The sequence below is a fragment of the Bradyrhizobium sp. 141 genome (assembly GCF_023074055.1).
GTDB lineage: Bacteria > Pseudomonadota > Alphaproteobacteria > Rhizobiales > Xanthobacteraceae > Bradyrhizobium.
Genome location: NZ_JADPKR010000103.1, coordinates 186,626 through 204,194, shown reverse-complemented (window position 1 = coordinate 204,194; position 17,569 = coordinate 186,626). Strand labels below are relative to the sequence as shown.

General features: G+C 62.9%; 13 protein-coding genes and 1 pseudogene. 10 read left to right on the top strand and 4 right to left on the bottom strand.

The annotated features are described in order from the left end of the window. Positions 1-7 precede the first annotated feature (7 nt). Positions 8-457: a (2Fe-2S)-binding protein gene (locus IVA81_RS32330; protein ID WP_247325606.1), complete on the bottom strand. Its 450-nt coding sequence runs from the start codon at positions 455-457 to the stop codon at positions 8-10. 298 nt (positions 458-755) lie between these two features. Here IVA81_RS32330 and IVA81_RS32325 point away from each other — a divergent pair, with 298 nt between their 5' ends. Further along, the gene (locus IVA81_RS32325) at positions 756-2,357 is read left to right on the top strand and encodes a B12-binding domain-containing radical SAM protein (protein WP_247325604.1); all 1,602 of its coding nucleotides are present in this window, start codon (positions 756-758) and stop codon (positions 2,355-2,357) included. Between the two features lie 16 nt (positions 2,358-2,373). Here the strand turns inward: IVA81_RS32325 and IVA81_RS32320 are convergent, their stop codons facing one another. Next, positions 2,374-3,762 carry an MFS transporter gene (locus tag IVA81_RS32320; protein WP_247325601.1) on the bottom strand — a complete coding sequence of 463 codons (1,389 nt, stop codon included), beginning with the start codon at positions 3,760-3,762 and terminating at the stop codon, positions 2,374-2,376. Positions 3,763-4,879: 1,117 nt separating this feature from the next. On the opposite strand from IVA81_RS32320, the gene IVA81_RS32315 reads away from it, so the two are divergent. From IVA81_RS32315 to IVA81_RS32300, 4 genes are all read left to right on the top strand, one after another. After that, complete coding sequence (locus IVA81_RS32315) at positions 4,880-6,466, top strand: hypothetical protein (protein WP_247325597.1); 1,587 nt, start codon at positions 4,880-4,882, stop codon at positions 6,464-6,466. 62 nt (positions 6,467-6,528) lie between these two features. After that, the gene (locus IVA81_RS32310) at positions 6,529-7,569 is read left to right on the top strand and encodes a TAXI family TRAP transporter solute-binding subunit (protein WP_247326069.1); all 1,041 of its coding nucleotides are present in this window, start codon (positions 6,529-6,531) and stop codon (positions 7,567-7,569) included. Next, positions 7,566-8,195, top strand: a complete 630-nt coding sequence (locus IVA81_RS32305) for a hypothetical protein (protein WP_247325594.1) — start codon at positions 7,566-7,568, stop codon at positions 8,193-8,195. Before IVA81_RS32310 ends, IVA81_RS32305 begins: the two co-directional genes overlap by 4 nt. Positions 8,196-8,219: 24 nt before the next feature. After that, entirely contained in the window at positions 8,220-8,837 is a 618-nt protein-coding gene (locus tag IVA81_RS32300) for a hypothetical protein (protein ID WP_247325589.1), read from the top strand. Positions 8,838-9,115: 278 nt separating this feature from the next. Here IVA81_RS32300 and IVA81_RS32295 read toward each other — a convergent pair whose 3' ends face one another. Next, entirely contained in the window at positions 9,116-9,928 is an 813-nt protein-coding gene (locus IVA81_RS32295; protein WP_247326067.1) for a Crp/Fnr family transcriptional regulator, read from the bottom strand. Positions 9,929-10,269: 341 nt separating this feature from the next. Continuing rightward, on the bottom strand, positions 10,270-11,013 hold the full coding sequence (locus tag IVA81_RS32290; RefSeq protein WP_247326064.1) for an SDR family oxidoreductase: 744 nt from the start codon (positions 11,011-11,013) through the stop codon (positions 10,270-10,272). 144 nt (positions 11,014-11,157) lie between these two features. On the opposite strand from IVA81_RS32290, the gene IVA81_RS32285 reads away from it, so the two are divergent. The 5 genes and pseudogenes from IVA81_RS32285 (at position 11,158) to IVA81_RS32265 (ending at position 17,436) form a co-directional block, all read left to right on the top strand. Beyond that, positions 11,158-11,928 (top strand): methyltransferase domain-containing protein, encoded by a 771-nt coding sequence (locus IVA81_RS32285; RefSeq protein WP_247325586.1) that lies wholly within the window; start codon positions 11,158-11,160, stop codon positions 11,926-11,928. 196 nt (positions 11,929-12,124) lie between these two features. After that, a complete protein-coding gene (locus tag IVA81_RS32280) occupies positions 12,125-13,126 on the top strand; it encodes a DctP family TRAP transporter solute-binding subunit (RefSeq protein ID WP_247325584.1) in 1,002 nt (333 codons plus the stop codon). 153 nt (positions 13,127-13,279) lie between these two features. Continuing rightward, positions 13,280-13,756, top strand: a pseudogene (locus IVA81_RS40760) (TRAP transporter small permease); the annotation flags it as partial. Between the two features lie 219 nt (positions 13,757-13,975). Then, the gene (locus tag IVA81_RS40755; RefSeq protein ID WP_247326062.1) at positions 13,976-15,256 is read left to right on the top strand and encodes a TRAP transporter large permease subunit; all 1,281 of its coding nucleotides are present in this window, start codon (positions 13,976-13,978) and stop codon (positions 15,254-15,256) included. A gap of 251 nt (positions 15,257-15,507) precedes the next feature. Further along, positions 15,508-17,436, top strand: a complete 1,929-nt coding sequence (locus IVA81_RS32265) for an alkyl sulfatase dimerization domain-containing protein (protein WP_247325572.1) — start codon at positions 15,508-15,510, stop codon at positions 17,434-17,436. The last annotated feature ends 133 nt before the right edge of the window (positions 17,437-17,569 follow it).

The following is a 17,569-nucleotide window of genomic DNA, read 5'->3' as shown; positions in this document are numbered from 1 at the left end:
GATTTCCTTACGCGCTTGCGATCGTGTGGATCGCTTCGCGCACCTGTGCGAAGGTGCCGCAGCGGCAGATATTGGTGATGGCCTCGTCGATGTCGGCGTCGGTCGGCTTCGGCTTCTCGCTCAGTAGCGCCGCCACCGCCATGATCATGCCGCTCTGGCAATAGCCGCATTGCGGCACGTCCTGGGCGATCCAGGCTTCCTGCACCTTGTGCAGCGAATCACCGGATGCGAGGCCTTCGATCGTGGTGATCTTCTTGGCTGCGGCCTCGCTGACCGAAACGCCGCAGGAGCGCATCGCCACCCCGTCGATGTGAACGGTGCAGGCGCCGCATTGTGCAATGCCGCAGCCATATTTGGTGCCGGTCAGGCCGGCATTCTCGCGAATCGCCCAGAGCAGCGGCGTATCCGGCTCGACGTCGAGGGTGAAGGTTTTTCCGTTGATTGTTAGGTTTGCCATCGCAGTCCCCTGATTGGCCCAATCCACCGATTGGACTCAGGGGCGCACTGTGTCCGGCAAACTGGAACCGTTCAAATCAACAGTCCGAGGGTTGCCGGCGAAGATTTCGCGGCCGCGGGAGGATTTTGGATCGGGCGGTGTCGTGAGTTCCGGAAATTGCGGCTGACGGCGGAGCCCCCTCCCTGAGCGCCGATAATGTGGCTTGGCGCGACGGTTCCGGAGGCGACAGTTTGTCCCTTTTGCTGGGGTGCAAGATTTGGGCGCTTTGGTACACTAGGCCGACGCCAAAAGGAGTTCCATGAAGGTGCCGACCCCCTGCAACGTGCTGATGCTCTATCCGCTGTTCTCAGCAGAGTCCTTCTGGACCTTCGGCGAATCCTGCAAAGTGTTGGGCGTGAAGCGCCCGGCCGCCCCCTTGGGCCTGATCACCGTTGCCGCCATGCTGCCCGAGAGCTGGACGGTCCGGCTGATCGACTGCAACACGGCCTCCTTCGGTGACGAAGATCTCGCCTGGGCCGACGTCGTCTTCACCGGCGGAATGATGCCGCAGCAGGCCGATACGCTGCGTCTGATCGAACTCTGCCGTGCGGCCGGCAAGCCGGTGGTCGTCGGCGGTCCCGATCCCACCTCCAGCCCCCACATCTATGAGCGGGCCGACTTCCGGGTGCTCGGCGAGGCCGAGAGCGTCATCGACGAATTCATCGCGTCCTGGGAGGGCGGCGCACGGTCCGGCGTCTTCACCGCGCCGAAATTCCAAGCCGACGTCACCAAAACGCCGGTGCCGCGCTTCGACCTGCTCAAGTTCGAGGACTACCTCTATCTCGGCGTGCAATATTCCCGCGGATGTCCGTTCACCTGCGAGTTCTGCGACATCATCGAGCTTTACGGACGCGTGCCGCGGACCAAGACGGTCGAGCAGATGTTCGTGGAGCTCGAGACGCTCTACAAGATGGGCTATCGCGGTCATCTCGACTTTGTCGACGACAATTTCATCGGCAACAAGAAATCGTTGCGGCAATTCCTGCCCAAGCTCGCCGAATGGCAGCGCGCCCACGGCTATCCGTTCGAATTATCGACCGAAGCCTCGGTCAATCTGGCCGATGATCCCGAGCTATTGGAGTTGATGGGGGCGGCGAATTTCTTCGCCATCTTCGTCGGCATCGAGAGTCCGGATCCGGCCACGCTGGTCGCGATGCGCAAGAAGCAGAACACGCGGCGCAACATCGCCGAGAGCATCCACAAGATCTACGCCGCCGGCATGCTCGTCACCGCGGGCTTCATCGTCGGCTTCGACAATGAGAAAGTCTCGATGGCGGACGCCATGATCGACTTCATCGAGGAGGCGGCGATTCCCGTCAGCATGGTCGGCCTGCTCTATGCCTTGCCGAACACGCAGCTCACGCGCCGCCTGGAGCGCGAAGGCCGGCTGCATTCGGGCCACGATGTGGCGCCGACCATCGGCGCCGATCAGTGCACGGCCGGGATCAACTTCGATCCGGTGCGCCCGCTGCGCGACATCCTGACGGACTACAAGCGGGTGCTGGAGCACGTCTACAGCCCGGCGGCCTATGCAGGACGCGTCGACCGCCTGATGACGCTGCTCGACCGCTCCAGGCAGCGTCACGAGCTCGCCGAAGGCGATATCCGCGCCAAGCTCGGTGCGATGGAGACGGTGCACAAGGTGGTCAGCGCCCTTCCCGAGGCGCGTGCGCCGTTGTGGCAGACTTTCATGAACTGTGCCAAGCGCGACACGACATCCGCGCGCATTGCCGTGCAGATGATCGCCGCCTATGCCCATCTCGGGCCGTTCTCGCGCAAGGTCATCGCTGCCATCGATGAGCGCCTGGCGGCGCTGGACAACGAAACCACGCCGGCGACTGTCGATGTGACGGCGGCTTGACACCTGGCGCGAGAGCTTACTTCACCGCCAGCCGCAAAAAGCTCATCACGCTGCCGAGCGCGGCAAAGCCCGCGCCGAGCGCCAGCGCCAATGTTGCGCCCTCGTGGCCCGCGAGCGCGAAGCAGGCCGCGGCGAGCGCGGCGCCCGTGGTCTGCCCGGTCAAGCGCGCGGTGGCGACGATGCCGGAGGCGCTGCCGCTGCGATGCGGCGGCGCGCTCGACATCACCGCCTTCATGTTCGGCGCCTGGAAGAAGCCGAATCCCATGCCGCAGATCACCATCCGCCAGATGATGTCGAGGATGGCGGGATTGGCCGGCAGCATCGCGAGCAGCGCCATGCCGAGGCCGAGCAGCACGAGCCCGATGCCGCCGAGCAGGCCGACCGCGTGGCGATCGGACAGGCGCCCGGCGATCGGCGCCATGATGCCGACCACCAGCGGCCATGGCGTCATGAAGAAGCCGGTCTCGACCTGGGAGCGGCCGAGCACGTCCTCGAAATAGAACGGCAGCGAGACGAAGGCGAGACCCTGCACGGCGAAGGAGCACACCGCCGTCGCCGCCGACAGCGCGAACATCGGCCGGCTGAACAGGTCGATCGGCAGCATCGGCGCAGGATGGTCGGCATGTCGGCGCGTCAGGATGAAGCCGAGCGCGAGCGCGGTGACCAGCTCGATGCCCACGACCACTGGCGACAGATTATGCGCGGCGCTGCCGATGCCGGTGATGAACAGGCCGAGGCAGGCTGACGCCAGGATCGCGCCGAGAAAGTCAAAGCCGTGATCGGCGCGCGGCGTCTTCGGCAGCATCGCAAAGCCGATGCCGATCGCGACCAGGCCGAACGGGATGTTGACGGCGAACAGCCACGGCCACGGGCCGAGCGCGAGGATGGCGGAGGCGATCGAGGGTCCGAAGGTGAAGGCGGTCGCGACCACCAGGGCGTTGTGGCCGAAGCCGCGGCCCTGCATCCTTCCGGGATAGACGAAGCGCACCAGCGCCGTGTTGACACTCATGATGCCGCTGGCCCCCAGGCCTTGCAGCGTGCGGGCGAGCAGCAGGCTGTCCAGCGACCACGCCACCGCGCAGAACAGCGAGGCGATGGTGAACAGGATCAGGCCGCCGAGATAGATGCGCTGGTGCCCGACGATCTCGCCGAGCGCCCCGAGCGGCAGCAGCGTCGCCACCAGCGCGATCTGGTAGACGTTGACCACCCAGACCGACTGCTCCGGACTGACATGCAGATCGGCGGCAATGGCAGGCAAGGCGATGTTGGCGATCGCGGTGTCGAGCGAGGCCATCGCCAGCGCGGTGAAGATCGCGGCGATTGCCCAGCGCCGCTGCGCGGCCGGCAGGCCATCGGACATGGTGTGATCGGGCTCGCGCGTGGCGGCAGGTAACGTAATTGTCATTGCCTTGTTGTCATTGCCTCAGCGCGTTGCTTCGGCGGCGTGGCCGAAAGGGAGTTTCGGCATGTACTACGCCCACGCCGCCTGCCACAGGCACACGCGTGCATGCTGTGTATGCGCCCGCGGCTGCGGGCTCCGACAAAAAGTGCGAAAACAACCCCATGCACAGTAGAGATGGGCTTGATCAATAAGGGGTTTTCAATCTGCAGCGGGACGACATCCGCCGTTGCGACGACGTTGACACGTCGGGCAAAGCACCCGCAAGATGTTATGCTGACGACACCCGGCAAGCACGTGGACGCGCGCCTCTCAGAGCACGATTGGCCGCCTTTGAAGGCAAGGTAGATGCCGGGTGCGCTGTCGCCGACATTGTTGCCGGCGTCTCACCAGCTATGGCTCGCCTCCTGCACTGTATTGCCTTCGATCGAGCAGGCGAGCCCAGGCTGACGAAATCGGCGTTCAGCTACACCGTCGGGCATAGCAGCGTGAACGGGCGAAGTTCGCGCCGGGAGACCGGGTAGTCCCGAATGATAAATTGCGCGAGGTCGCGGCATGACGGCTGGCGGCGGAATAAGCGACGTGGAGACCAGCGCCCGTGGTGGTGGAAAACCGTCACTGAAAACCGTCACTCGAATACAAGCCCCAACGCCAACCAGGTCGCAAGAGACAAGCAGACGCCAATTCCCAAATAGGGCAATGCAAGGCGCATCGGTCACTCCTCAGCTCCGAGACGCTGCGAAAACGCCGTCAGCTTCGCATGTTCGCCGTGACCTGCCCATATTCCATACGATGTACGAGCTTTGATTTACCGCGGACCGGTCGGACACGTTGCCGGCGCAATGAAGACGATGCCAACAGGAAGCAAACGCGCCTGATTTGACGCCGTACCAGACTTATTTAATTTGACTTCGCATTTTCTTCGAAATATATAATTATAATCTATTTAATTATTTAATTGTGAGCCGGGTACCTGCCAAGTCATTTCGATCTCAGGACTTTTGTTCAATGCCGAACCGCGAAACAGGCGGAGCAATCGCGTCGCTCTAGCCGTTTATCTAAAGAGGCGTGATCGATGCGCCGACCAATTGATACCGCACCCAGGGACGGAGAAGACATCTGGGTGGAAGATGCGACCGGGGCTGTTGACGTCGCCCGCTGGTCGCCTCAAGCAGGCAAATGGGTCTCCAAAGACGGCGCTCCAATCAACGCCGAGCCGACCCATTGGTATCCCGAAACCGAGGACATCGACGCAGAGGGAGAACCATTGGGCAAGCCGTTCGCAGCGGCTGTCATTTTGCTTCCCGCGATCCTGATCGGAGCGGCCTTCCTAGGTGTGTTCGACACTTTCGGCGCACGAACGATTCCGGAAATGACGCAAATCGGCGGCGAGAACGCCCTCAGCTTCGACCAACGGCCGGAAACAGGGCCGGGGTCGCAAGCGCTCCTTCAGCGCGAAGCGAGCGGAGCCCTGACGTACACGGTGCCGGCAGGCATGGTGCAGCCTGAGCCATGGCCCGATCGAGATGCTTTGCACAGTTATGCGCGCGCCAGTGAACTGGACGGGGCGCGCAGGGAACTCGAGGAGGCGGTCCAGCACGCAGACGCGGCAAAAATTGCGGCGGACGAGTTGCGGCAGTCGCTGCAACAGGAGCAAGCGCGCAGCGCTGCGCTTGCGAACGAAGTTGCCGAATTCCGCCGCGAGATCGATACCCGTGACGCAGGATCGCGGAAGGCGGAGGATGTGGCCGCGCAGCAGAGAGAGGCGGCGCAGCGGGAGATCGCAGAACTGGAGCAGTCTCTGCAGCGCGAGCGGGAAAATAGCGCCGTCCGCGCGAGGCAGGTGAACGCCGCTCAGGCAGCAGCGGCGAGCGCGGAGCAGGAACGCCACGAGGCGCAGTCGCGCGCTGCCGCGCTCGCGAGCGAACTCGCCGGAATACCTCGCCGTTTGCCTATGGCGGAAGCTGCGACCGCGGAGCAAAGCCAGGCGGCGGGGCTGGAGATTGCGGAACTGCGGCAGTCCCTTCAGCAAGAGCAGGAAAAGAGCGCCGTTCTCGTCACGGAGGCCAAAGCAGCGCAGGCCGCAGCTGCCAATGCCGATCAACAACGCCGCGCTCTCGAAGAGGCTCAAGCGCACGCCGCTGCGCTGGAGAGCGAACTTGGCGAAGTGCGCCGGGAGATCGAAACCCGCAACGTGCAATTGCGCGAGGCCGAAAATGCGGCCTGGCAGCAGAGACAGGCAGCGAAACGGGAGATCAGCGAACTGCGGCAGTCGTTGCAACAGGAGCGGAGCAAGACCGAGGCCAGGGAGAGAGATCTTGCACCGAGGTGGCGCTCCACCCATGAGCGCGCCCTCGCAGTGCAAGCAAATGACGTCCCGGTCTTGCCGGCGACGCGGAGCGTGGAAGTGGCGGAGCCACCGACCGCCGCAGTCCCGAACGAGGCGGAGGCCCGCTTGATCCCGCGTGCCAGGGCGCTGCTCGATCAGGGAAATATTGGTGCAGCACGCATCGTACTCGAGCTCGCGGCTGAGAAAGACATTGCGCAGGCAAGTTTCATGCTCGCCGAGACCTACGATCCGGCGGTCTTATCCGCCTGGGGTACTTATGGAACGCGCGGCGAAGCGGCCAAGGCGCGAGAACTCTACGCGAAGGCACACAGGGGCGGTATTCGCGAAGCGAAGGAACGGCTGGATGCGTTGCGACCCTGAGAATGGGCTTCTTGCAGTCCGAGGGACGAAAGCTCGCGGTGGCTGAGCCGGAAGGGAACGACATGAACAAGGCGCCAAAGTCACACTCGTTGCTCCTGCTCACTTGCTTGGTGCCGGTCGCGATGATGCTTCAAACGGCCTGCTCGGAAGCGCAAACGGCGAGAAATGCCAAGGCCGATGCACAGCTCGTCCGACCGCTCCCGAAAGAGAACGAAAAAGACCGGATGAACGCCTGGACGGTCGGGCTCGCCGGGGGCTTGCTCGAGGGCGCGCCGATCCGCCTCGCCGCAGAAATGGCTCGCGTCGTCGACGACGGAGCAGACCTGCATCTCCTGCCGATCGTCACCCGGGGGGCCACCGACAATCTGAATGCGCTACTTTATTTGCGCGGCGTCGATACTGCCATCATCAATTCCGACGCGCTCGAGGAGTATAAGATTCAGGCGCCGCAGATCCGAAGCCGCATCACCTATCTGCTCAATCTCTTCCCATCCGAACTGCACATTTTTGTGCGGCCTGAAATCACAAGCCTGCAGGATCTTGTCGGCAAGAGGGTGAACTTCAACACCCTGGGCACCGCGGCCGCCTATTCAGGACCACTGATCTTCAGCCGTCTGGGGATCGATGTCGATAAGACATTCATTCCGCATCAGGTTGCCCTGGAACAGATGCGCAAAGGCGAAATGTCGGCCGTTGTGTTCATCACGTCGAAACCCGTCGACGCCTTTGTAAAGGGCCGCTGGGAGGCTGGATTCAAGTTCCTCCCGATCCGTTACGACAAGACGTTCGAGGACTATTATCTGCCCGCGACCTTGGACGCCAATGAGTATCCCAATCTGATCAAGCAGGGTGAGCGGGTCTCGACCATCGCGGTCCCGACAGCACTTGTCGCCTTCAACTGGCCGCTACGCTCCAATCGCTACCAACGCGTGGCTCGCCTTGTCGAGTACCTGTTCTCGCGCATCGACCGCCTGCAGGCACCAGGCTTCGATCCGAAATGGCAGTCGATCAATCTTGCGGCATCCGTCCCGGGTCTCACACGCTTCCAAGCCGCGCAGGAATGGCTGGATCGCAAAGCGCGCAGCGTACAGGCGAGGCCATGAAGGCTGCCGCTCCTCCGCTCGCTGTCGCCTTCAACGTCGCCTGCGGTATCGCCTACGCGCAAAGTGCGAGCGATTCCATGGAAACACTTAGGGCTTGTTCGGCGATGGAGGGACAAGCCCGGCTGGAATGTCTGCAAGACTTATCGCGCAAGGGTCCACCGTCCAGTCGGGGGAGGCGGGATGCTGGCTGGATCGTCAGCGAGACGACTTCGCCCGTGGATTATCTGCCGGTCGTCACCGCCACCACCACTTCTGTCGGCAGCTCGGATGGCGCCGCGATGCAACTCGCAATCCACTGCCGCAGAGGCCGCACGGAAGTCATAGTCGCCGGACCGGCGCTGTCACGCAGCGCCAACGAATACGTCATCTCCTTTCGGCTGAACGCGGATACGCCAATGCAATTCGCTGCAGCGTCGCCGTCATTCGGCTCCGGCATTGCTTTCGGGGGCGACGTCGTAAAGTTGTTAAGCTCACTACCCGACGACGGTCACATCGTTGTGAGCCTTTTCACCCGCACTGGCCCGGTGCAAGACGGACAATTCCTGCTCAGCGGATTCGAAAACGTGCGCAAGAAAATGGCGGCTGCATGCAAATGGCCACATGCCGTCGCTAGACCGGGTAGGTGAAGGTCAGGGAATGGGAGACACGAGATGATCAATCCAAAATGGGCGATCGCAGTCATCAGCGGCTTGACGATGTTGCTTCTGGTCGGACCAGGCGCGCAGGCGCAGCAGGACAACCAGTGGATCCCGCAGGCGCGCGAGAAGAGCCAGGCGAGCAACCCGAAGCATCCGGGTGGACAGAAGCAGGTGAGCAAGCCGCGGCAGAATCACGCGATCAAGCAGGATCCTCCGAACAACACGAAGATGGCTCAGGCTACAAAAACCGAGAGCGCGAAAAAGCCGCACCGGCTGGTGCTCCAGGTTAATTCCAACGAACCTGCGATGATGAACCTCACACTCAACAATGCGAGCAACGTCGCGCAATACTATCGCGATCTCGGTGAACCGGTGTCGATCGAGGTCGTCACCTTTGGTCCCGGCCTTCACATGCTGCGCGATGACACCTCGCCGGTAAAGCCGCGCATCGAGGTGCTCGCGATGAGCCATCCCGAAATCTCCTTTAAGGCTTGCGGCAACACGCAGGAAAACATGCGTAAGGCGGAGAACAAGGACATAAGCCTGATTCCGCAGGCCACGATTGTCAAATCCGGCGTCGTCCGGGTCATGGAGCTGCAGGAGCAGGGCTGGAGCTACGTCAAACCGTGAGGTCGGGCGGAGAGGCTGGACATCATCGCGTGCGCTCGCGGGCGGTGGATTCAGGAGGCCGCCCTAGAACTGATACCTCCTCAGCCCCATCCACCGGGATCACCGTGCGGATTCGGGAAAATGACGGCCCGCTTACCCAACTGGAGCAGCGGATGGGAATCCACGACCTAAATCAGATCGCGCCTCGTTGACGGCCGCGACTGGAGGCGGGGCGAACCTCCGCCATTCGTCGACTGGGTGCAGTCGAGCACTGTCATCGCGATTGCAGGCTCTGCTCTCTATTTTCCGGCCCGCGAAGCGCATCTGGATTCACCGTCCGCTCCCTCGGAGGCGCCGATGACGCTTTGCCGGAATGGCCGATCGGCAGGCTGCGGTTCCGACAATTCCTGGCAATACATCCGGTCGATGTTGTGCTGCATGAGCGCATAACAATCGCATGCGACCCTCTCGAGCCGTGCCCGATCGATCTCTATAAACCCCCGCCGGTCGGACGGGACGGCGCCGGCCTTGCGTAGCTTGCTCATCGTCAGAGTCACTGTCGTTCGCCGCACCCCAAGCAGTTGCGCAAGCGCCTCCTGCGTCACCGGAAGGAGGTCGTTGGGAACGCGGTCGTGAAGCTGCAGGAGCCAGCGTGCCATGCGGCCATCCACCCGGTGCAGCGCGTTGCAAGCGGCTACGTGCTGGAGCTGCAATAACAGGGCGCGGGCGTGGACCTGCACGACATTCCTGATGGCTGTACTTTGCGCATAGGCAGCCCTGAATTTGGCGGCGGAAATCATCGACGCCGTGCCGGTCACGCGAGCAATCGCGGTCACGGATGAAAGCGACGGGCCGAGCACGGAAAACGAGGCCAAAGCGCCTTCCCGTCCCATCAGGGTGGTTGCGACCGATTGCCCATCCGGCATATCGAGCATGAAGGCGATTGCGCCGCTGTGAGGAAAATAAACCGGGTCGAGCTCATCGCCCGATCGCACCAGGACGGCGTCGGTTTCGAACGAGACTTTCTGGAAATACGGCGTGAGCAAGCCGAGATCCGCAGGCGGCAATGCCGCCAGTAGCCGATTGCCGATTCCCGTGCGGTGAACGGTCACGACGCCTTCTCGTGAACGCGCACCCAACGAACGACGATATCCATCTATTTCATCAACCATGATGTTCCGAAATACGAACTGCCCCAACGAAACTATCCAAACAGAGGCATCAGTCGAGATCAAGCGCGGAGAAATGCGGGGCGCTTGCCGCTGTTCTCGCAAAGCAGGCTCTTGCATACATCATACTATTTAGATCTTTGCCCATTCAGGGCTCTGGCAATTCAGCCTGTAGGATGGGGGAGAGCACTTGCGAATACCCATCATGGTTCACCTTGGATGCTGTCGAAAAGGCCGACCGCAACACTCACGCCTTGCGATACCCGCACGCATCCCGTGAATTGCTAGAACTGATGGCGCCTCAACCCCCCATCCACCGGGATCACCGTGCCCGTGATGTACCGCGCCACCGGTGAGGCCAGAAACACTGCGAGTGCGGCGAGATCTTCCGGCTCGCCCCAATAGCCGACCGGGATCTCTTCCTCGGCAAAGCGCTCGCGATAATCGGGCGCGTAGTTGCGGCGGATCTGCTCGCTCATGATGCGGCCGGGCGGGATGCAGTTGATGGTGATGCCGTGCTCACCGATCTCGCGCGACAGGCCCTTGGCCCAGGCGTGCACGGCGGCCTTCGCGGCGAACGCAGCATTCAGCCCTTCCGGCTCGGACTTGCCGGTGATGTTGACGATGCGGCCCCATTTGCGCTCGATCATCTGCGGCAGCAGCACATGCGCGATGCGGCGGTAGCTGGTGAAATTCAGCGCGATCGCCTCGTCCCATTTGCTGTCGGGCGCATCGACCGGCAGCGGCCGGCTGCCGCCGGCATTGTTGATGAGGATGTCGACATGGCCGAGCTCTTTCAGCGCAAAGGCCGCGATCCTCTCCGCCGCGTCCTTGGCCATCACGTCCTGCTCGAACGGCGTGATCAGACCGGAGCCTTCCTCCTTCACCAGCTCGGCAAGCAGATCGGTACGCCGCGCCACGCCGACCACGCGCACGCCTTCGGCGGCGAGGCCCTTGGCGATGGCGCGGCCGATGCCAATGCTCGCTCCCGTGACAACAGCGGTTTTCGCTTTGAGCCCGAGGTCCATGGTCACACGCTCTCTTATTTGCTTTTGCTTGTTGCTGCTCGTTTTCCGGCCCTGTCCCGGTCGGGGTGATTTGCTCGACGGGGACGAGCAGTGGTAACCAAGCCCCTTGGCGAAGGAAACATCAAAAAGAAAAGGCGTCGGGCGATGGTCTGGGATCCGCAGCAATACCTGAAATTCTCCGGCCACCGGCTGCGGCCCGCCGTCGACCTCTTGATGCGGATTCCGGATTTTGCTCCGCGGGCAATCGCCGATCTCGGGGCGGGCGCCGGCAACGTGACAAAATTGATCAAAGAGCGCTGGGCGGATGCAAGCGTGACCGGCGTCGAGGGTTCGGCCGAGATGGTTGCGGCCGGGCGCAAGGCCGCGCCCGATGTGGAATGGTCGCACGAAGACCTCGGCCATTGGCGCCCCGCCAGGCAATACGACCTGATTTATTCCAATGCCGCACTGCACTGGCTGCCCGATCATGCGGCACTGTTTCCGGCGGTGATGGAGAAGGTGACGCCTGGCGGCACGCTTGCCGTGCAGATGCCGCGCAATTTTACCGCGCCCTCGCATGTGCTGATCGGCGAGACCGCGCTCGATGGTCCGTGGCGGTCCAAGGTCGAGCATCTCGTCACGCCGCCGCCGGTCGAGGGGCCGGCCTTCTACCACGATCTTCTCACGCCGATGTCGGCCAACATCGACATCTGGGAGACCGAATATCTGCAAGTGCTCGAAGGCGAGAACCCCGTCAGGGAATGGACCAAGGGGACCTGGCTGACGCGCTATCTCGACGTGCTCGCAGGCGACGAGAAGATCGCGTTCGAAGCCGCCTATGGCGCGCGCCTTGCGAAGGCCTATCCGAAGAACGGGGCGGGGCAGACCCTGTTCCCGTTCCGCCGTCTCTTCATGGTGGCCCAGCGCAAGGGCTGATGCACTGCCGCAATGCGACATAAGCGCTCTTTCCCTTGAACGGGCGCGGGGGCCGGGTTGCGTAGACCGCACTCGTCAAGCTAGCTTGGCTGCGGCAAATTGGGCTTAGGTCTAGTTGTTCGGCTTGCGGATTGCTGCCACTACTGACCTGCAAAACAAGAAGAACCCGGTTTTCGAGGTTGTTGGGGAGGTCTTCATGCGCAAACTGCTTCTCGCGGTCGCGGCGGCCGCGCTCGTTCTGGCCCCTGTCGTTGCGCAAGCCCAAACCCCGATCGTCATCAAGTTCAGCCACGTCGTCGCCAACGACACCCCGAAGGGGAAGGGCGCGCTGAAGTTCAAGGAGCTCGCCGAGAAGTACACCGACGGCAAGGTCAAGGTCGAAGTCTATCCGAACTCCACGCTGTACAAGGACAAGGAGGAGATCGAGGCGCTGCAGCTCGGCTCGGTGCACATGCTTGCCCCTTCGACCGCGAAATTCGCGCCGCTCGGTATCAAGGAGTTCGAAGCGCTCGATCTGCCCTGGCTGTTCAAGGACGACCAGACCTATGCCAACGCGATCAAGGGCACGATCGGCAAGTGGCTGTTCCAGAAGCTCGAGGCCAAGGGCATCACCGGGCTCGCTTACTGGGACAACGGCTTCCACATGGTCTCCTCGAATCGTCCGCTGATGAAACCTACGGATTTCCAGGGCCTCAAGTTCCGCATCTCGGGATCCAAGGTCGCCGACCAGTATTTCCGCCTGGTCGGCACGATCCCGCAGATCATGGCGTTCTCCGAAGTCTACCAGGCGCTGCAGACCGGCGTGGTCGACGGCTGCGAGAACACCGCATCGAACTATTTGACGCAGAAGTTCTACGAGGTGCAGAAGGACATCACCGTGTCCTATCATGCGCATCTGCAATATGCCGTCATCGTCAATTCAAAGTTCTGGTCGGGCCTGCCGCCCGATATCCGTACCCAGCTCGACAAGGCGATGGCGGAGGCGACCGACTACACCAACTCGATCGCACGCCAGGAGAACGAGGACGCGCTGGCCGAGATCAAGAAGACCGGCAAGACCAGTCTGCATTACCTCACCGACGCCGATCGCAAGGCGTGGCAGGAGGCGATGCAGCCGACCTACAAATGGGCGAAGGGCCGGGTCGGGCAGGAAGTGCTCGATCTCATCGCCAAGGAACTCGACGTCAAGATGAACTGACGGCCGGGCTAATAAGGACAATAGTAACGGTCGGGGGTGATCGCACTCCCGGCCGTTTCGCATCCGAACGGACGAGCCAATGCTGGGGGGACCAAGTTGCTGCGTGTGCTGAATCGTTTTCTCGATCATCTCGAGGAATGGCTGATCGCGACGATGATCGCGGCTGCGACGTCGCTCATCTTCGTCGCCGTGCTGCACCGTTACGGCGCCGGGCTGTCGATCGACATCGCCAAATGGGCGGAAGCCCGCAACCTGGCTTTCCTGGCCGTCCCGGCCCGCGCGGCATTCGTCTGGCTTGCCGCCCTCGACCTGTCCTGGGCGCAGGAGCTCTGCATCTACATGTTCATCTGGATGGCGAAGTTCGGCGCCGCTTACGGCGTGCGGACCGGCATCCATGTCGGCGTCGACGTGCTCGTCAATATTCTTCCGGGCGGATCGCGCCGCCGCGTCATCACTTTCGGCCTTCTGTGCGGCGCGCTGTTCACCGCCATCGTCGCCTATTTCGGCGCCGCCTTCGTCGGCCAGATGTGGCAGACCGGCCAGCAGTCCAACGATCTGGAAGCGCCGATGTGGATGGTGTATCTCACCATCCCGCTCGGATCCGGCTTGATGTGCTTCCGCTTCCTGCAGGTCGCCTGGTCGTTCCATCGCACCGGCGAGCTGCCGCATCACGACATGGCTGGCGTCGAAGGCGTCGACGTGGACCCGGTGCATCCGGCCCCGGTCACGCCGACCCAAGTGGTCCGGGACGAGCGCAGCCCGCTCGGCTGGATCCTGATGTTGCTGCCGGTGTTGATCGTCGCAATATGCTTCGCGCATGCGGGCCACGTCATCACCTTGCCGCAGGGCCTGCGCGTCGCCATCGTGTTCGCGCTGCTGCTCTCGTTGATGCTGACGGGCATGCCGATCTCGATCGCGCTTGGTCTCACCGTGCTGAGCTTCATGTTCACGCTGACCGACGTGCGAACGGAATCGGTGGCGCTGAAGCTGTTCACCGGCATCGAGAATTTCGAGATCATGGCGATCCCGTTCTTCATCCTCGCCGGCAACTTCCTGACCCATGGCGGGGTGGCGCGGCGGATGATCACCTTCGCAACCTCGCTGGTCGGCCATTGGTACGGCGGTCTCGCGCTGTCGGGGGTGGTCGCGTGCGCGTTGTTTGCCGCGATCTCCGGCTCCTCGCCGGCAACCGTGGTGGCGATCGGCTCGGTGATCCTGCCCGCGATGGTGGCGCAAGGGTTTCCCAAGCGGTTCGGCGCGGGCGTGATCACGACGTCGGGCTCGCTCGGAATTCTCATCCCGCCGTCGATCCCGATGGTTCTCTATGCCGTCTCCACCAACACCTCGGTGGGCAAGCTGTTCATCGCCGGCATCGTGCCGGGGCTTGCGCTCGCCACGCTGCTCGGCATGACGACGTTTTATCGGGCCTGGCGCAACGACTATCCGCGGATGCGCAAGGCCACCTTCCTCGAGCGCCTCGACGCTTTCCGCAAGTCGATCTGGGGCATCCTGCTGATCGTGATCGTGATCGGCGGAATCTACAGCGGCCTGTTCACGCCGACCGAAGCTGCCGCCGTCAGCGCGGTCTACGCCTTCATCGTCGCGGTGTTCATCTACAAGGATCTGAAGCTGCGGGACGTCCCACGGGTGCTGCTGTCATCGGCGAATCTCTCGGCGATGCTGCTCTACATCATCACCAACGCCGTGCTGTTCTCGTTCCTGATGACCTACGAGAACGTGCCGCAAGCGCTCGCGCAATGGATGATCGACCAGGGCCTGGGGTGGATCGGCTTCCTGCTGCTCGTCAACCTGCTGCTGCTGGTGGCGGGCAACGTGATGGAGCCGTCCTCGATCATCCTGATCATGGCCCCGATCCTGTTTCCGGTCGCGGTCAAGCTCGGCATCGATCCCATCCATTTCGGGATCCTGATGACGGTCAACATGGAGGTCGGCCTGTGCCATCCGCCTGTCGGCCTCAACCTCTACGTCGCTTCAGGCATCGCCAAGATGGGGATCACCGAGCTCACGGTCGCGGTGTGGCCATGGCTTCTCACCATGTTGGGATTCCTCGTAGTGGTGACGTATTGGCCCGGTCTGTCGCTGTGGCTGCCGCGGCTGCTGGGGATGTAGGCAGTAAGCCGCACGAATAGTGCACCCTCTCCCCTTGCGGGAGAGGGTGGCTTCGCGAAGCGAAGCCGGGTGAGGGGTCTCTCTCCGCTCGCTCAACTCTCATTGAATCGCGGAGACATACCTCATCCGGCGCTTCGCGCCACCTTCTCCCGCAAGGGGAGAAGGGAAGGGACAACTGCACTCCTCCGTCGCCGATAGCAATCGACCGCAAGATGCGGTTAGATGCTGCGCGACAGGCGGGGAGGAGAAACATGACAGAGCGCAGCAGCGAGCCGAAAGACGCCTCTCCGTCCGTCATCGCTCAGCAGCAGGCGATGCTGAATGCGCTGCCGTTTTCCGACACGCGGGATTTCGACGATGCCGCGCGCGGCTTTCTCGGCACGATCGAGAATGCAGCGATCACGAGCCCGCAAGGGCGGACGGTTTGGAGCCTCGCGCCTTACGGATTCCTGTCCACTAAAGAGGCGCCGCCCACGGTCAATCCGAGCCTGTGGCGGCAGTCACGGCTCAACATGCAGCACGGCCTGTTCGAGGTCGTGCCCGGCGTCTACCAGGTGCGCGGGCTCGACATCGCCAACATGACGCTGATCGAGGGCGAGCGCGGCGTCATCGTCGTCGACACCCTGACCTCGATCGAGGGCGCCCGCGCCGCGCTCGATCTCTATTTCAGGCATCGAGGTTCGAAGCCGGTTGCGGCCGTCATCTTCACGCACACCCATACCGACCATTGGGGCGGCGCGCGCGGCGTGCTGGAGGAGGACGTGCTCGCCAATGCCAGCGTGCCCATCATCGCGCCGAACCTGTTCATGGAGCACGCCGTCTCCGAGAACATCATTGCGGGACCGGCGATGCTGCGCCGGGCGCAGTACCAGTTCGGGCCGCTGCTCGCCAAGGGCGCGCGAGGGCAGGTCGATTGCGGGCTCGGCAAGTCGATGGCGGCCGGCTCCGTCGCGCTGCTGCGGCCGACCGACTTGATCATGGCGACCGGGGACACGCGCGTCATCGACGGCGTCGAATTCGAATTCCAGATGGCCCCGAACAGTGAAGCGCCGGCGGAGATGCACTTCTTCATCCCGCGCTACAAGCTGTTGAACCTTGCCGAGAACTGCACGCACAATTTCCACAATCTGCTGCCGTTCCGCGGCGCCGATGTGCGCGACGCGCTGGCCTGGTCGAAATATCTGAACGAGGCCCTGCAGCTCTGGGACGGCAAGGCGGAGGCGATGTGCGGTCAGCATCACTGGCCGGTGTGGGGAGCTGAGCGCATCGGCACGATGATCCGGCAGCAGCGCGACCTCTACAAATTCGCGCATGACCAGACCATCCGCCTGATGAACCACGGCCTCACCGCAGCCGAGATCGCCGAGACGATCCAGCTGCCGAAGAGCCTGGAAGGTGCCTGGCACGGCCGCGGCTATTACGGCCACATCCGGCACAATGTGAAGGCGATCTACCAGAAATATCTCGGCTGGTACGACGCCAATCCGGTCAATCTCGATCCGCTGCCGCCGGTGGAGTCAGGCAAGAAGTACGTCGAATATATGGGCGGAGCGGATGCGATCCTCGTACGGGCGCGCCGCGATTTCGACAAGGGGGAATTTCGTTTCGTGGCTCAAGTGCTCGGCCATCTCGTCTTCGCCGAGCCTGACAATGCGGCGGCGCGCGGTCTGCTTGCCGACACGCTGGAGCAGCTCGGCTACGCGGCCGAAAGCGCGACCTGGCGCAACGCCTATCTGTTCGGCGCGCAGGAATTGCGCCTGGGCATGCCGAAGGTGCCGGCGCGCCCGCCAATGCCGCGCGAGACGCTGGCCGCGCTGCGCACTTCCCAGCTCTGGGATGTGCTGGGTATTCGCCTCAACGGCCCCAAGGCGGAAGGCAAGCACATCGTCTTGAATTGGAGCTTTTCCGACACCGGCGAGACCTTCGTGCTCAACCTGGAGAACTGCGCGCTCACTTACTCCGAGGGCGTGCAGGCAGAAGGCGCCGATGCCAGCTTCACGCTGGCGCGCTCCACGCTCGACGAGGTGATCGCCAAGCTGACGAGCTTTCCGGAAGCCGTCGCGGCCGGCAAGGTTAAGCTCGCGGGCAACCCGATGAAGCTCGCCGAGCTGATGGGCCTGATGGACGAGTTTCCGCGAATGTTCGAGATCGTGGAGCCGAAGCGGGCGGTGGTGAGGTAGGGGGGCGCGTGCCCCGGACGCAGCGCAGCGCTTCTTCAGCGGTGCGCTGCTGAGCCGGGGCCCATGTTTCCGAGAGTACAGCCGGCGGCGTGGGTCCCGGCTCTGCGCCGCAACGCCAAGAGCGTTGCAGCGC

Excerpts from the sequence above, each read along its gene's own strand:
- IVA81_RS32330 (WP_247325606.1), bottom strand. The coding sequence starts at position 457 with ATGGCAAACCTAACAATCAACGGAAAAACCTTCACCCTCGACGTCGAG.
- IVA81_RS32325 (WP_247325604.1), top strand. The coding sequence starts at position 756 with ATGAAGGTGCCGACCCCCTGCAACGTGCTGATGCTCTATCCGCTGTTC.
- IVA81_RS32265 (WP_247325572.1), top strand. The coding sequence starts at position 15,508 with ATGACAGAGCGCAGCAGCGAGCCGAAAGACGCCTCTCCGTCCGTCATC.
- IVA81_RS32280 (WP_247325584.1), top strand. The coding sequence starts at position 12,125 with ATGCGCAAACTGCTTCTCGCGGTCGCGGCGGCCGCGCTCGTTCTGGCC.
- IVA81_RS32305 (WP_247325594.1), top strand. The coding sequence starts at position 7,566 with ATGAAGGCTGCCGCTCCTCCGCTCGCTGTCGCCTTCAACGTCGCCTGC.
- IVA81_RS32290 (WP_247326064.1), bottom strand. The coding sequence starts at position 11,013 with ATGGACCTCGGGCTCAAAGCGAAAACCGCTGTTGTCACGGGAGCGAGC.
- IVA81_RS32285 (WP_247325586.1), top strand. The coding sequence starts at position 11,158 with ATGGTCTGGGATCCGCAGCAATACCTGAAATTCTCCGGCCACCGGCTG.
- IVA81_RS32300 (WP_247325589.1), top strand. The coding sequence starts at position 8,220 with ATGATCAATCCAAAATGGGCGATCGCAGTCATCAGCGGCTTGACGATG.
- IVA81_RS32320 (WP_247325601.1), bottom strand. The coding sequence starts at position 3,762 with ATGACAATTACGTTACCTGCCGCCACGCGCGAGCCCGATCACACCATG.
- IVA81_RS32310 (WP_247326069.1), top strand. The coding sequence starts at position 6,529 with ATGAACAAGGCGCCAAAGTCACACTCGTTGCTCCTGCTCACTTGCTTG.